The sequence below is a fragment of the Streptomyces sp. A5-4 genome (genome assembly GCF_051131715.1).
Lineage (GTDB): Bacteria > Actinomycetota > Actinomycetes > Streptomycetales > Streptomycetaceae > Streptomyces.
Window position 1 is genome coordinate 1 of the sequence record NZ_CP178591.1, and the last position, 15,152, is coordinate 15,152.

Genomic DNA, 15,152 nt, shown 5'->3' on the forward strand with positions numbered 1-15,152 from the left:
GAAGCCGGCGACGACATCCTGCTCCCTCGCGAGCACATCACCGAACGCATCCACGCCACCGACGGGCAGTTCGAACGCGCCAAGGGCTACATCCGCGACCACCTGACGATGGAGAAGGGGAAGGCGTTCCTCGCTTACCGCGGCGGCTACCTGATCACCACCGACCCCGCGAAGATCGCCGAGAACTCCGCCCTGCGGATGCGGCGCATCAACACCGAGCTGCGCCGGGTGCTGTCCGGGGCCATCAACCCGCTCGGCGAACAGGTCGCCGACTACGAGGTGCTGGCCATGTTCCAGGACGAGATCGCCCACATGACCCGCACCTACGACCGGATGAGCAAGGCCACCGCGACCATGCCCAAACCTGTCCGGACGACCAAGCCCAAGCGGCGCCGGCGCGCGCCTGCCCGCAGCTGACACGGCCACGACAGGCCGGTGCAGCCGTCATGGTCCGCGTATCCGCACGGCGCCCGTCCAGCGCACGCACTCTCTACCGTGCGCTGGACGAGCTCGGCGCCGCCCCCACCCCCGACCCTCGACTGCGGCCAGACGGTCCCCGCCGCGCCGACACCGCCCTGCTGCTCGGGGTGCTGCTCGCCAAGACCGAACTCGATGCCGCCGTACGCGCAGACCCGGCCCAGGAACCCCCACGCGGCCTGACCGACCTGCTCACCGGCTACCGCTCCACCATCACCTCAACAGCCGACGAGACACGGCTGCGGCTGCTCAGCATGCGTCTGGTCCGCAGCGCCGTCGAAGCCACCCTCGACCACGACTCCAGCGACTTGGCCCATGCCGCAGGCGACGCCGCCCTGGCCGCCGCAGGGCTCATCGATGCCGAACGCCTACGACGCACCGGAGCCAACCGGGCAGCAGTCAACGCCTCTCTCAAAGCGGCCACCCTCTCGTTGCACGCCGCAGAGGAAAACCTCACCACCGCAGCAACTTGAGTCCAGCCCCGACACCACCGTCAACCACACCCGGCCGCCCAGCCCCGGCCTCCTCCCCCAGAGCACTCCCCCGGCGAGCAGGGAACAGTTCCGGCTCCGGGCGCAGCATCGCGATGATGGCCTCGCTGACGGGCCATGGGGCGGGAAGTCGCGCTGAAGCCCGCACCGCGGGCAGTGGAGCCCATCTCCGACAGTGGGCGCCGCAGTTCGCAGGGGCAGCTCCCAGGCCCTTGCCTGTCAGGTTCCGCAGGGGGAGTGTCATGAATCAGGTGTGGGTCTCCCCGAAGGAGTGAGCCTGATGAGTACGACGACTGATCACCTGATCGAGGGCGTCGACGGCGTGTCACTTGCCGAGGTCGGCGATGGCGCTCAGGGTGCCGACGTGAAGTCGATGCCGGTATCGCACAACGGTCTGTCCAGCGAGCTGCTGGAGGAGCTGGCCGCGCTCGCGGCCGAGAAGGTCCGCGGCGGGGGACTGCGGCTGATGGGCGAGGGCGGCCTGTTGCCGGAGCTGGCCCAGCACCTGATGCAGTCCGCTCTGGAAGCCGAGATGGACGAGCATCTGGCCGTGGAGGCCGGCCGGGTCGGTGGACGCGGGTCGCGCTCGGGTGGCAACACCCGTAACGGGTACCGGGCCAAGAAGGTGATGACGGAGGTCGGTGCTGTCACGGTGCAGGTCCCCAGAGACCGGCTGGGTACCTTCCAGCCCCGGATGCTGCCCAAGTACGCCCGCCGCACCGGCGCGTTGGACGACCTGGTGCTCTCGCTGACCGCGAAGGGACTGACCTCCGGTGAAATCGTCTCCCATCTCGCCCAGACGTACGGGATGACGACGACAAAGGAGACCATCTCCACGATCACCGACAAGGCCCTGGAATCGATGGCAGAGTGGCGCACGAGGCCGCTGGACTCGGTCTACCCGGTCATCTTCATCGACGCCGTGCACGTGAAGATCCGGGACGGCTCTGTCGCCAACCGGCCCATCTACGTGGCCGTCGCGGTCACCGCCGACGGCTATCGCGAGATCCTCGGGCTGTGGGCCGGGGACGGCGGCGAGGGCGCCAAATACTGGCAGACGGTGCTGACCGAGATCAAGAACAGAGGCGTCCGTGACGTGCTGATGCTGGTCTGCGACGGGCTCAGCGCCCTGCCTGACGCAGTGAACGCAGTCTGGCCCCAGACCGTGGTCCAGACCTGCGTGGTGCACCTCCTGCGTGCCAGCCTGCGTTATGCCTCGCGCCGCGACTGGGCCGAAGTCGCCCGCGACCTCAAGCCCGTCTACACCGCCGTCAACGAGGACGAGGCCCGGACACGGCTGACGGACTTCGACGACAAGTGGGGCAAGCGCTACCCCTCGATCGCCGGGACCTGGGAGCGGGCCTGGAGCGAGTTCGTGCCCTTCCTCGGCCTTCCCGACGCCATCCGGCAGGTCGTCTACACCACCAACGCGATCGAGTCCCTCAACGCCCGCTACCGGCGCGCGGCCCAGGCCTGCGGACACTTCCCCAACGAGACCGCCGCCCTCAAGCGCCTCTACCTCGCCACCCTCGCCCTGGACCCCACCGGCCGCGGCCGCCAGCGCTGGAACAACCGCTGGAAGTCGGCGTTGAACGAGTTCGACGTCCTCTTCGACGGCCGCCTCACCGCCGGACGGGTGTAGACCGAACAGCCCACCGAAAAACCTGTAGGCCAAACAGACGAACCACACCTGAATCCTGATAGACCCTCCGCAGGGTCTCCCGGTCCTGGTGGTGCCGCCGTTCTCCGCGAGCCTGTGCTTGCGCATATCGCAGAGTGCACCGGTGTTCGAGGTGGTGCGGACGGTCTTTCGCTCGGAGGGTGTCGGCTGCGCCGGGTTGCCCGGTAGGTCGGGTGCGGTGAGGCGATCCGCTGGATCTGGTCGGCGGCCAGCCGCCTACAGCACCTTCGAGCGCGTAACACATCGCTGCACTGAAGAACCGGCGCGACCGGTTGAGCGAGCAGCAGTTGAGGGCGCTCGCCGAATTCGGGTATGAGTGGGCGCGAGCCGCTTGATCGAGAGTGTGTGCTTCCCGCCGGATTCTGCTGCCGCCCGCCGAACGGGTGGAAAGCCACGATCCGCGCATCCGGTCCATGGGGCCCTGGAGAGGGTGGTGCGGGCCGGCGGGGGCTCGTCGTGAGGGATGCCCGCGGGCGGTAACGACCATGTTCGGTGAGGAGTGGCGGGAGTTGTTGGTGACGGAGAGGTCAACGCTGCGGGCGCATCAGGTCGAGGCGGTGGACGCGGTGGTGTGCGCCCTGGGGAACGTCCCTTCCGGGGGCGTGGGGCTGCGGGCGACGATCGTCTCGGCGTGCGGGACGGGCAAGACCTTGATGGGTGCGCACACCGCCTTGCGGGTGGCGCGCACCGGTCGGGTGCTGGTGCTGGTGCCGACGCTGGATCTGCTGGTCCAGACGGTGGCCGCTTGGCGGGAGGCGGGGCGTGCCGGTGCGGTGGTGGCGGTCTGCTCGCTGCGGGCGGATGCGGAGCTGGATGCGGCCGGGGTGCGCTGCACGACCGATGCTCGGCGGCTGCTGGCGTGGGCCGGCGGGAGGGGGCGGGTGACGGTGTTCGCCACGTACGCGTCGCTGCCGGTCCTCGCCGAGGCTCATGCCGGGGGGCTGGGGCGGTGGGATCTGATGGTCGTCGATGAGGCGCACCGGACGTCGGGTCCGTGGGGCAAGCCGTGGGCGGCGGTCCATGACGATGCCGTGCTGCCGGCGGATCGCCGGTTGTACCTGACGGCGACGCCGAGGGTGACTGAACCTTGGGCTGCCGACGGAGATGGCAGGGCGGAAGACGAGCCGGCGCTGGTGGCCTCGATGGACGATGAGACGGTCTTCGGCCCGGTGGTGTACCGGTTGTCGCTGGCCGAGGCCATAGCCCGCGGGCTGCTGGCCCGCTACCAGATCGTCGTGCTGGAGATCCGCGACCAGGCCATGGCGACGGGGACGCCGGACGAGGAGGGTTCGCAGACGGCGGTGGCTGCGGCGCGGCTGGAGGCGTTGCAGGCGGCCGTGCTCAAGGCAGCGGCCACCCATCAGCTCGACCGTGTGATGACGTTCCATCACCGCGTCGCGGACGCAAGTGCCTTCGCCGAGGCGGTGCCGGATGCCTGCGGGCACCTGTGGACTGCGGATCCGGCGGTCTACCCGCGGCGGGTGTGGTCCGGCTGGCTGCACGGCGGCCATGGGATGGCCCACCGGCGCGAGGTGCTGGCGCAGTTCGCCCGCGGGTGGGACGCGGACGGGGTGGTGGTGGAGCGCTGTGTGCTCTCCAGCGCCCGGGTGCTGGCCGAGGGGGTGGACATCCCGGAGGTGGACGCGGTGGTTTTCAGCGATCCGCGGGAGTCGATCGTCGACACTGTCCAGACGGTCGGACGCGCGCTGCGGCAGGGCCCGCGCGGGGACAAGGTCGCCTCGCTGCTGGTGCCGGTTTTCCTGGCCCCCGACGAGCGCGCTGAGGACTGGCTCGGCTCCGGTTCGTATCTGCCGCTAATCAGGGTGCTGGCCGCGCTGGCCGCCCACGACACCGACGTGGTGGACCGGCTCGCCGCCTGGCCCGGTGGAGAGCGGACTGGGGCGGCCGGGCGGGAGGGGCCGCTGCTGTTCGCCACCGACCGGGATCCCGCCGACATAGCGGAGTTCGTCCGTTTGCGGGTGATCAACGTCGAGCGCGGCGGATGGCTTCGCGGCTGGACGGCCGCCCGCCGCTTCCACGCGGCCCGCGGCCACCTGAACGTCCCCTTCCACACCAAGGACGGCCGCTTCCCGCTGGGGCAGTGGATCGCCGAGCAGCGCAAGGCCAACAAGACCGGCCGCCTGGCCGTGGCGCGCATCGCCGCGCTGGAACGTCTCGGCATGGTGTGGAGCCACCCCGACCACGCGTTCAACACCGGGCTGTCGGCGGCCCGCGCCTACCACGCGGCCCATGGCCACCTCGCGGCCGAGCGGGACGCGGCCGTGGACGGCTACCCCGTCGGGGAGTGGCTGGCCAACCGGCGTCGGGAGGCACGGCTTGCCGCCGGCGTACGAGGGGCGCTGAGCGATGGGCGCAAGGCGGCGCTGGCCGGCGTGGACCCGTACTGGTGCCCTCAGTGGCCGCTCGTGTGGCAGCGTTGCTACGTCCTGCTGCAGCGGCACGTGGCCGCGGGAGGATCAGGGGATGTCACGTCCGGTCACGTGATGGCCGGGGAGGACATCGGCGCCTGGCTGGGCCGCCAGCGTGTCGGCTGGGACATCCTCCACGCGCAGCAGAGGCGGCTGCTGGCCGAACTCGGCGTCACACCTGCTGACCGCGGTGCCCAGGGCGTGGCGCGCGTCACCCACGACGGCAAGTTCACAACCAACCTCGCCGCGGCGAGGGCTTACGCCCAGCGCGAGGGGCACCTGAACGTCCCCCGCACACATGTGGAAGCCGTCGACGGCGTGGAGATCAAGCTCGGGATCTGGATCTCCAACCTCCGCTCCCGCAGAGCGAAACTGCCACCGGAGCGAATCGAGGCCCTCAACCAGCTCGGCATGCGGTGGAGCTGAGGAAGCGAAGGCACGGAAGTGTGATCATCCGGAGTTCAGGGACATGGTCAGGGTTATCGCGTGGTGAGCTGAGAGCTGCTCGGGGCGGCCGTGCCGGGCTGCCGCGTTCTTGGTGAACTTGCGCTGATCGCCCGTGGTTTCCCGTCCGGCTGGTTCGCGGCGCGGGTACGCCGTGGTCGGGGCCGCAGGGTCAGTGGCTGTTCACGGGGTTCGCCGTCCATGCCTGCCTCTTGCAGCTCGCGGTAGAACCGTTCAAGGCCTCTGGCGGTGTTTCGCCGCTTGTCGGCACGGGGCTGGGGCGGTGGGCGCAGTCTGGCGTTCTCGGCGAGCTGAAGCAGATGGGTGTGCTCCTGCGGCTGGGTGAGCAAGGCCCTGCCGGGGGTGGGCGCGAGCTTGGCGAAGCGGGCGGCGGCCCGGAGGAAGACGGTCGCCCATGCGGGCACCGGGTGGGTGGCGCAGCCGTCGACCTGCCCGAGGGGATCGTGCAGCGCCAGGGCGCAGGCGCCCTCACCCTCGCGGAAGTCCTGGAGATGGGCAGTGTCGAGTTGCTGTCCGGCGGCGCCGGTGAAGACGGCAACGGCCAGGGCGGCAGCAAGACGAGGGTGCGCGGTGACGGCGTGGATCCGGCGGGCGACTTCCACGATGGTCTGGGGCGTTCGTGGCCGGGGTCTGTGCCGGTACTTCCAGTCGATCACGGGCGGGATGCAGCCGATGCAGTGATCGGAACCCTCCGATGACTCCAGACGGTCCAGGGTGGGCAGCGTGATCCAGCGCACCGCGGTACGCCCAGCCGGCAGGGGAGGCGGAAGCCGGCCGCCGTCTGCGGCGGTCCCGTAGAAGTCGTCGGCTGCGACGACGCTGTGCGCCACGGGCTCGAGGGCCTTGTGCAGCGCGGCCGGCAGCCGGGGACGGTGGCACACCAGGACCAGGTGCAGGCCCGTGAGGTCGCGCAGGTCGATCAGACGCTGGAGGCGGCGGGGCGTCAGCAGGTGGGCGCGCAGGACCGTCAGACGGGTGACGGGCCAGGCGGTAATCCAGGCCGTCACCGCTTCCCACACGGGCGCGGTACTCGCGGGGAAGCCGGGGAACAGCGGCGGTTTCCCGAGGGCTGCCAGGAGGTCGTGGGCGAAGTACAGGTCACCGGTCGTGCCCGGGGCGGGATGGACCGTGACATGGCCGGCGGCCGGGTGGTGCGCGGCGAGGGCCGCGCGGGTGCACGCCGCCTCGTCGTGGGGGTCGAGGACAACGGTGACGGCGGGTGAATCGTGGCTCATGGGTGCTTTCATTCTGGCGTTGCGCGCGGTTCCCGGCACAGGTCGGCAGGACCTGGGAAGGCTCGTACCGCGGTCGGGGCAGTGCGTGCGGCGCGGCGTTTCAGGGCTGGTTGTGCCGGCCCAGTTTGCTGAACACCCAGCGCAGGAGGTTGCGGTCGACCTCGAGGTCGGGGTTGTTCTCCAGGGCCCGCTTCACGTGGTAGGTGATCTTCGCCCAGGTACGGAAGACGCCATGGGCGGCGACGTCGTCTGCGTACAGAAGGTCGTCCGGATCCACTGCCTGCCACACCGGGTGGTAGGCGGGGATGGTCGTCAGGACCTCCACGCGGGTCAGAGGCGTGAACTCCTGCCAGATGTGGACCCTGGAAGCGAGCATGTCCTTGCGGCTGAGGACCTGGTAGGTGTTGCCGCCGCCGACGAACACCACCGCGATGTCGGTGTAGAGGTCGTCGAACAGGTGCCGGAAATACTCGAACGACTCCTCCCGCAGCCACTGGGCCTCATCACAGACCAGCACCCGGAACTCCTCAGCGAGAACGTCCTTGAGCAGTGTGTCGAACGCGGTGGGCTGCCGGGGCGGCGAACCGGGCAGGCCGAGCACGTTGAACAAGTTGCGGCGGATGTCCAGCACCGTGGGGCGGCCGCGGAACTCGATACGGCGCGTAGCGCGCGGGGCGAGCTCCCGCAAAGAGGCGTTGACCGACATCGTCTTGCCCAGCCCCGCCGGCCCGTACAGGCACATCATGCCCCGGGCGTCGATGACCTCACCGAGGTTGGCCAGCGTTTCCTTCATCGCTGCCGTGCCCATCACGTTCGCGTCCGGCAGCGACAGGTAATGGTCCTTGCGGGGCGGCGGCAGCGGTCCGCGGCGCGGACGGGAAACGGCAGCGGCAGCGGGACCTGGTATGGCGTTCATCGCAGCGCCCCCGCGCTTTCCTCGTGCCGTTCGTCGTCCCGGGCTGGCGGGCCTGGTGCCTGCGTACGGTCCGGCACGGCGTCTTCGGCCGGCTGTGTCCAGGAAGCCGGCATGCCGGCAGGCGGTGGCAGGTAACCGGGGAGCGCGGCCTGGCCGAGGTCTGTCGCGCCGAGGGCGCGCAGGCCGGCTTCGGCTTCGACGTCGGTCACCGTGCCCAGCACCTCGGGAGGCGTGCCGCGGGTCGCCGCGGCGAACCGGGTCGTGCGGTCCTTCTCGGCGGCGCGCAGCAGCCGCTTGAGGCGGTCGGCCTCCCGCGCCCGGGCACGCCCCAGCTCGCGGATCTGCTGCGGGCTGGCCCGGTTCGACAGGTACGCCGTCCCCAAGTGGCGCCAGGTAGCCGCGTCATACACCTCGATCTCGTGGTCATGGTGGGGCATGTAACGCAGACGGACCCTTGCCGTGGCGTGCCCGGTCATCCACGCGGCGACGTAGTGCCGGTTACGCCAGCGCACACCCCGCCCCGACAGGGTGCGTACCCTGCCGTCGTCCTCAAGGGTGAACATGTGCAAAGCTCCGGGCTCAGCATCCTCGACCGGGGTCAGGTCGTCCTCCCACGCACGGGCCGGAGTACGTGAATCGAGCGTGCGCAGCCAGTGTTCGTTGTTCCACCAGCTCACCCACTGGCCCAGCAGCGCTATGAACGCTTCCAGCGGCAGCAGGGGCTGCGCGGGGTCGGCGGTCTTGCCGCCGGGCAGGCGCGGGGCGGCGGTATAGCCAGGAAGCTGGGCGAAGAACATCTGCTTCACGGCCTTGTTCAACGCCTCCACGGTGCCCTTCAAATGCGGGCTGTAGGCGGGGAGATCGACCACCGGCACCGCGAACGCCCCCAGCGCCTCCCCCACCGCCCGGGAGAGGAAGTCCTTGCCGCGGTCCACCCTCACCGCCCCCGGCAGGCCACCGAACGGACCGTGTTCCCCCTCACGCGATATCGCGTCCCGCAGCGCGAGAAGGATGCTCTCCCGGCTGGGGACCTGCGCGGTGACCGCGAACCCGCAGATGACCCGCGTAGCGCAGTCCACGAACCAGGTCACCCACGGCCGGCCCGGCCGGCCGTCGATATCGACGTCCACCTTCACCTGGACGTGATCGGTCTCCCACACCTCGTTGCGGTGCCCCACCGGGCGTTGAAGGAACACATCATGGGCCCGGCGTGCCAGCTCCCCACCCCGCATCCCCGCCCACTGCCCCGGCGAGACATCCCGGGCCAATGCCCGGTACAACGTCGCAAGCGACGGCGCCACCACACCACCCGTGACCTGCGCGGCCACCAGCTCCCGGTGCAACGCGGCCGCGTTCCCCCGATGAAAAGCAAGCTGCTTCAACACCTCCGGCGTGACCGTGAACCGCTCCCGCCCGGCCGGACCGAAACGCCCCTCCTCCCGGGCAGCGGCAAGCCACCGGCGCACCGTCCGCTCCGACACCCCCAACGTCTGGGCCACCATCCGCACATGGCCCGGCGACAACTCACCCCGGCCCTCCAACGCCAGCAACCGCCGCACCGCCACCGGCCGCAACCCACCAGCAACCGCCACCCCAGCCCCGACCGACCCCACCCAGCACTCCCCCATGTCCAACGGGGGGACCGCACCACCCCGAACAGAAAACGATCAAGAAAGACCCTACCCTCTTGGAGCCCCCACCCCCCTGACCAGGTAATCCTCACCCCCTGGCCAACCAATCCTCACTGCCTGTCCCACACCAGCGCCCGGCCATCACCACTCAACACCCCAAAAAGAAAACCAAATCGTCCCGGCCCACAGCACCCAAGGCCGGACACCGAACCGAGAACCACCCCGGACACCGAAGCGAAGACTCCCAGCGGGATTCCCTGCACGGTCATCAGTGCCCCCGCAGGGTGCCCGGGGCACCATCGTGTCAGCGACCGGCTCGGGCAAGACGATCACGGCCGCCGCGTGCGCGCTGGAGTCGTTCGCGGACGGCCGGATCCTCGTGACTGTGCCGACCCTGGACCTGCTCGCGCAGACCGCTCAGGCGTGGCGGGCGGTGGGTCACCGGGCGCCGATGGTCGCGGTGTGCTCGCTGGAGAACGACGCGGTTCTGAACGAACTCGGGGTGCGCACCACCACCAACCCGATCCAGCTCGCCCTGTGGGCCGGGCACGGGCCGGTCATCGTGTTCGCCACGTACGCATCGCTCGTGGACCGCGAGGACATCGACGCACCCGTGGGCCAGCGGAAGGTTCGGGGGCCGCTGGAGGCCGCTCTGGCGGGCGGAGAGCGGCTGTACGGACAGCGCATGGCGGGCTTCGACCTCGCCATCGTGGATGAGGCACACGGAACCGCCGGTGATCTTGGTCGGCCGTGGGCCGCGATCCATGACAACGCCCGGATCCCCTCCGACTTCCGGCTCTACCTCACGGCCACGCCGCGCATCCTCGCCGCGGCCCGGCCGCAGAAGGGCGCGAACGGCCAGGAGGCGGAGATCGCGACCATGGCCGACGACCCGGACGGCACCTACGGCGCGTGGCTCGCAGAGCTCGGTCTGAGCGAGGCGATCGAGCGCGAAATTCTCGCCGGATTCGAGATCGACGTCCTGGAGATCCGCGACCCCTCCCCCGTCCTCGGGGAGTCGGAGGAGGCCCGGCGCGGCCGGCGCCTGGCCCTGTTGCAGACCGCGCTCCTGGAGCACGCCGCCGCGTACAACCTCCGCACGGTCATGACGTTCCACCAGAAGGTGGAGGAGGCCCGCGCGTTCGCGGACAAGCTCCCCGAGACCGCTGCCGCGCTGTACGTCAACGACGCCACGGGCGCCGACCTGGCCGCCGCGGACAAGCTCCCGGCGTCGTCGATCGACGCGGAGTTCTACGAGCTGGAGGCCGGCCGCCACGTACCCCCGGACCGCGTGTGGTCGGCGTGGCTGTGCGGCGACCACCTCGTCTCCGAGCGGCGCGAGGCACTGCGCCAGTTCGCCAACGGGATCAACGCCACCGGGCACCGGGTGTCCACGGACAGTGGGACATCCGGGTGAGCGGACAGTTCAGGTCCTCGTGTGCGGACAGCTGATCTCCCTGTCCGGTATGACTATTTGTCCCTCGGTCGGGCTCAGGCCAACGGGGTGACACCCTGGCCTGTGGTGGCTTGGGTGAGCCGAAGCGAGGAGCCCTCGGTGAGGATGATGTGGGCGTGGTGCAGGAGCCGGTCGACGGCCGCGGTCGCCAGGGTTTTGGGCATGATCGAATCGAATCCCGAGGGGTGCAGGTTCGAGGTCACGATCACCGAGCGGCGCTCGTATGCGGCGTCGATGACACGGTAAAACGCTTCGGCGGCGGCCTGTCCGGACGGGAGCATGCCGATGTCGTCGACGACGATCAAATCGCACCGGGTGATCTTCGCGATGGCCTTGGTGACGGTGTTGTCGACGGTGGCCCGCCCCAGGTGGGTGGTCAGCGATTCCAGGGTGAACCAGGCGACCTGCATCCCGGCGTCGATGGCCTTGTGGGCCAGGGCCTCCGCCAGGTGGCTCTTGCCCGTCCCCGACGGCCCGGTGACAGCCAAATTCTCCGCGCGGCCGATCCATTCCAGGGTCATCAGTGCGTGCTGGGTGGGCAGCGGGATCGAGGAGTCGGCTTCCTTCCAGGACTCGAAGGTCTTGCCGGAGGGCAGGCCGGCCTGGCGGTGGTGGTTGCGGCGGGTGGCCTCGTTGCGGCCGTGGGCCTCGGCCTCCAGCAGGATCCGCACGACCTCGGCGGGGTCCCAGCGTTGGGCCCGGGCGGTGGCCAGTACGTCGGGGGCCGCCGCGCGGAGGTAGGGGAACCGCATCCTTCGCAGCACCGCGTCCAGCTCGGCCGGGATCGGCGGCGCGAGAGGCGCGGGCGGGACCGGGGACGGGGCGGGGATCAGCTCGGGCGGATCGATGACGGCTGTGGTGGCCATGGGCAACTGCCTTTCCTTGCTGGATGGTTCGGGACTGTCCGTTCCCGGGCCGCTTCGCGGCCCGGGAACGGGGGATCAGGTGGCGGGGCGGCCGAAGTCGGACCAGGCGCCGGTGCCGGGCTGCGCGGAGTGTGCCTCGTCGGCGACGACCAGGTCGGCGGGGCGGGCGGCCTCTTTGCGGTGCTGGACGATGGACATCAGGTCGCCCTCGGCGAAGCGCCGGTTGATGGCCGCCAGTCCGAGTGAGAGGTCGACTTCGGCGGTGCCGACCAGGGCGGCGAGCTCGACGGCGCCCGCCATCTTGACCCGGATCCGGGTGGTTCCGGCCGCGGCGGCCTCGATCAGCCAGGACTTCGCCCCGGGGCCCAGTGCCAGGAAGGCTTCCTCGGCGTCGTTGCCGGGCTTGACCTTGGGCGGGCGCGGGGACCCGTCCATCTCCTGGGGGTGGTCGGGGTAGTGGGCGGTGTCGATGACCGGACGCCCGGGCAGGGCGATCTGGTGCCGGGCGACCTCGGCCAGGCCGGCCGGGCCCTGCATCCACTCGGGGCGGTGGGCGAGCTGGGACAGGTCGCAGACCACGACGAGCTCGTCGCCGTCGACGCGCACCCACGCTTCCTGGCCGACCAGTCCGGGCGGGGTCGAGTAGCGCACCGACCCGAAGCGCACCGTCTGGTCCCGCAGCACCTGCCTCGACTCGCCCAGTGCGAGGGTGTGCGGGCCGGCGGGCAGCGCGTGCAGGCGGGTGCGCTCGATGTCGAGCATGGTGGAAGGGGCCCGGCCGGTCTCACGGTGGACCCGGTTGTTGACCTGTTGGCAGAAGATCGCGCAGGCCCCGCGCAGTTCGGCGAACGAGTCGTAGGCGGGCCGCAGGTTGGCGTCGGTGGGCACCAGGTCGGCCTTCGCGACGCGGACCGTGGCCTCGCTGCCGCCCTTCGATTCGGGGTCGAACGGCACACACGTATGTACTTGAAGGCCGTAGTGCCGTCCCGCGGCCACGATTTGGGGGTGGCGGACCGCGACACCGGCGACCCTGTCGATGGTCACCGTCTTCTCGTTGTCGGTCAGCGCATAGGTCGGCACTCCGCCGATCGCCCGCAGCATCGAGTCGACGCAGGAGATCAGCGTGGGCAGGGTCCGGTCCCAGACCGGGATCACCACCCGGAACCTGGACCAGGCCAGCCATGCGCAGAACAGCAGTGTCACGCGGGGCGCACCGCCGCCGGGACCAGGGACTTTCGGGCCCCATCCCCAGTCGAATTGGACCCACAGCCCCGGCTCGGTGATCCATGGGCGATACGTTCTGCGGTGCCCTGCGTCCCAGCGGCCCTTGGCGACCGCCACCGCCCGGCGCGTGGTGCGTTCATCGCCGGTGAACCCCAGCAGCACCAGGCGCTCGTGGAGCTTGTCCGCGCGGGCCTTGCCTTGCGAACGTTCCACCCATTCCTCGATCTTGGGAAGGAACGGGTCGATCAGCTTCGGCCGCATCACCGGTGCGTCAGATGGCTGACCGGTGTCCCTCATCCGTGCGTACCTGCGGACGGTCTTCGGGTCGACCCCGGCCAGTTGGGCAGCCGAATGCGCACACCCGGTGGCGTCCAGGGCCTCGTAGATTTCCATGATCTCCCTGCAAGACTTCTTCACGGTCCCTCCGGCGCGGTCCAGCTCGTTGTCCTCACACCAGCGAGCAAACCCCCGGAGGGATCACCAGTTCGGTACCTGGGTTCGAAAACACACGAACGGCCGTACCGACAGGGAGATCAGCTGTCCGCCAAGCGGGATCCAAAATGTCCGCCTACAAGGATCTTGCGCTGTCCGCTCTCACCGGGTCCACCGCGCGTTCCTCGCCAGCGTTCGCGTCCTCGGCGAAGGCGTCGACATCACCGGCGAGCGCGGAGTCGAAGCCATCTGCTTCGCGGACACCCGCGGCTCCCAGGTCGAGATCGTGCAGAACATCGGCCGTGCGCTCCGACTCAACAAGGACGGCAGCACGAAGATCGCGCGCATCATCGTGCCGGTCTTCCTGGAGCCCACCGAGGACCCGAACGACATGGTCGCCAGCGCCAGCTTCCGCCCTCTTGTAGCGGTCCTCCAGGGCTTGCGTTCGCATGACGAACGTCTGGTCGAGCAGCTCGCTTCCCGGGCGCTCACCAGCGGCAAGCGCAAGGTCCACGTCAAGCGGGACAACGACGGGCGGATCGTCGGGGCCGGCGGCGAGGGTGACGGCGAGGACCAGGAGGCCGACGACACCCAGGCCGCCGCCGAAGCGGCCCTGCTGCACTTCTCCAGCCCCCGCGACGCGTCGACGATCGCGGCGTTCCTCCGTACGCGGGTCTACCGGCCGGAGTCGCTGGTGTGGCTGGAGGGCTACCAGGCCCTCATCCGGTGGCGGGCGGAGAACGAGATCACAGGCGTCCACGCCGTTCCCTATGACGTCGAGGTCCAGGTGGGGGTGACGAAGGATTTTCCGCTTGGCAGGTGGGTGCACCAGCAGCGGAAGGCGCTGCGGGCGGGTGAGCTGGAGGAGCGGCGCAAGACCCTCCTGGACGCGCCGGAGGCCGGGATGGTCTGGGAGCCGGGCGAGGAAGCGTGGGAGAACAAGCTCGCCGCGCTCCGGTCCTACCGGCGGGCGACCGGGCACCTTGCGCCGCGTCAGGACGCGGTGTGGGGCGAAGGCGAGGCGATGGTGCCCGTCGGGCAGCACCTCGCCAACCTCCGGCGAAAGGGCGGCCTCGGGAAGGACCCGAAGCGGGCGGAGCAGCGCGCGCAGCAGCTGACCGCGATCGACCCGGACTGGGACTGCCCGTGGCCGCTGGACTGGCAGCGCCACTGCCGGGTGCTCGCCGACCTGGTCGACGCCGACGCCGACGCCGACGCCGACGGCGTCGGCGTCGGCGTCGGCGTCGGCGTCGGCGTCGGCGTCGGCGTCGGCGTCCTGCCCTACGTCGCGCCCGGCGTCGTCTTCGAGGGCGACGACGTGGGCAAGTGGCGGTGGCGGCACCAAGAGCCGGGCACCTGGGCGCAGCTCCTCCCCGAGCAGCGGGAGCGGCTGACCGCGCTGGGCATCAAAGCCCCCGCGGCCCCGACTCCCGCCCCGGCGCCGGTCGGTGCGGCGAAGGGGTCCGCAAAGGCGCAGCAGGCGTTCCAGCGGGGTCTGGCGGCCCTCTCGCAGTGGGTGAAGCGGGAAGGGCAGCGGGCGGTGCCGCGCGGGCACAGCGAAGAGACCGTGGTCGACGGCGAGACGGAGCCGGTGACCGTGAAACTCGGTGTGTGGATCTCGAACACCAAGACCCGGCGGGACAAGCTCGCCCGGGAGCAGCTGGAGGCGCTGCGGGAGCTGGGCATCGACTGGGCGTGACACAGGATGCGGTTGGTCGTTGAACCTGGCGGTCAAGTGAAGTGCACACAGACCCCGGGATGTCATGGCTGATTCCCGGGGTCTCGCGCTGTCCCGCCACGCGGGCGAGGGAGTCCGCTGTCTCACCAAGGGACGAGCCGAGAGGTGCTT

General features: G+C 70.4%; 9 protein-coding genes and 2 pseudogenes. 6 read left to right on the plus strand and 5 right to left on the minus strand.

Annotation, left to right across the window (positions count from 1 at the left end; all coding sequences use genetic code 11):
* The 4 genes from ACLLJJ_RS00005 to ACLLJJ_RS00020 form a co-directional block, all read left to right on the plus strand.
* On the plus strand, positions 1-417 hold a 417-nt coding region (locus tag ACLLJJ_RS00005; protein ID WP_434587087.1), incomplete at its 5' end, for a hypothetical protein.
* 29 nt (positions 418-446) lie between these two features.
* Positions 447-950 carry a hypothetical protein gene (locus ACLLJJ_RS00010; protein ID WP_434587088.1) on the plus strand — a complete coding sequence of 168 codons (504 nt, stop codon included), beginning with the start codon at positions 447-449 and terminating at the stop codon, positions 948-950.
* A 391-nt stretch (positions 951-1,341) separates the two neighbouring features.
* Complete coding sequence (locus ACLLJJ_RS00015) at positions 1,342-2,610, plus strand: IS256 family transposase (RefSeq protein ID WP_434600248.1); 1,269 nt, start codon at positions 1,342-1,344, stop codon at positions 2,608-2,610.
* A gap of 554 nt (positions 2,611-3,164) precedes the next feature.
* Entirely contained in the window at positions 3,165-5,504 is a 2,340-nt protein-coding gene (locus ACLLJJ_RS00020; protein ID WP_434587090.1) for a Helicase associated domain protein, read from the plus strand.
* Positions 5,505-5,557: 53 nt separating this feature from the next.
* On the opposite strand, the gene ACLLJJ_RS00025 is transcribed toward ACLLJJ_RS00020, so the two are convergent.
* The 3 genes from ACLLJJ_RS00025 to ACLLJJ_RS00035 form a co-directional block, all read right to left on the minus strand.
* Positions 5,558-6,778, minus strand: a complete 1,221-nt coding sequence (locus tag ACLLJJ_RS00025) for a hypothetical protein (protein WP_434587092.1) — start codon at positions 6,776-6,778, stop codon at positions 5,558-5,560.
* A gap of 100 nt (positions 6,779-6,878) precedes the next feature.
* Positions 6,879-7,694 (minus strand): AAA family ATPase, encoded by an 816-nt coding sequence (locus ACLLJJ_RS00030; RefSeq protein ID WP_434587094.1) that lies wholly within the window; start codon positions 7,692-7,694, stop codon positions 6,879-6,881.
* Positions 7,691-9,253, minus strand: coding sequence for a Mu transposase C-terminal domain-containing protein (locus ACLLJJ_RS00035; protein WP_434600249.1), 1,563 nt, complete (start codon positions 9,251-9,253; stop codon positions 7,691-7,693). Before ACLLJJ_RS00035 ends, ACLLJJ_RS00030 begins: the two co-directional genes overlap by 4 nt.
* 322 nt (positions 9,254-9,575) lie before the next feature.
* On the opposite strand from ACLLJJ_RS00035, the pseudogene ACLLJJ_RS00040 reads away from it, so the two are divergent.
* Positions 9,576-10,715, plus strand: a pseudogene (locus ACLLJJ_RS00040) (DEAD/DEAH box helicase family protein); the annotation flags it as partial.
* 101 nt (positions 10,716-10,816) lie between these two features.
* On the opposite strand, the gene istB reads toward ACLLJJ_RS00040, so the two are convergent.
* Positions 10,817-11,647, minus strand: coding sequence for an IS21-like element helper ATPase IstB (istB, locus tag ACLLJJ_RS00045; RefSeq protein WP_267719259.1), 831 nt, complete (start codon positions 11,645-11,647; stop codon positions 10,817-10,819).
* Positions 11,648-11,722: 75 nt separating this feature from the next.
* The gene (gene istA, locus ACLLJJ_RS00050; RefSeq protein WP_283472000.1) at positions 11,723-13,264 is read right to left on the minus strand and encodes an IS21 family transposase; all 1,542 of its coding nucleotides are present in this window, start codon (positions 13,262-13,264) and stop codon (positions 11,723-11,725) included.
* A gap of 205 nt (positions 13,265-13,469) precedes the next feature.
* Between istA and ACLLJJ_RS00055 the strand changes: the two are divergent.
* Positions 13,470-15,002, plus strand: a pseudogene (locus tag ACLLJJ_RS00055) (Helicase associated domain protein); the annotation flags it as partial.
* Positions 15,003-15,152: the final 150 nt, after the last annotated feature.

Bases quoted from the DNA above. Each gene is read 5' to 3' on its own strand.
- ACLLJJ_RS00010 (WP_434587088.1), top strand. From the start codon at position 447: ATGGTCCGCGTATCCGCACGGCGCCCGTCCAGCGCACGCACTCTCTAC.
- ACLLJJ_RS00015 (WP_434600248.1), top strand. From the start codon at position 1,342: ATGCCGGTATCGCACAACGGTCTGTCCAGCGAGCTGCTGGAGGAGCTG.
- ACLLJJ_RS00025 (WP_434587092.1), bottom strand. From the start codon at position 6,778: ATGAGCCACGATTCACCCGCCGTCACCGTTGTCCTCGACCCCCACGAC.
- ACLLJJ_RS00030 (WP_434587094.1), bottom strand. From the start codon at position 7,694: ATGAACGCCATACCAGGTCCCGCTGCCGCTGCCGTTTCCCGTCCGCGC.
- istB (WP_267719259.1), bottom strand. From the start codon at position 11,647: ATGGCCACCACAGCCGTCATCGATCCGCCCGAGCTGATCCCCGCCCCG.
- istA (WP_283472000.1), bottom strand. From the start codon at position 13,264: ATGGAAATCTACGAGGCCCTGGACGCCACCGGGTGTGCGCATTCGGCT.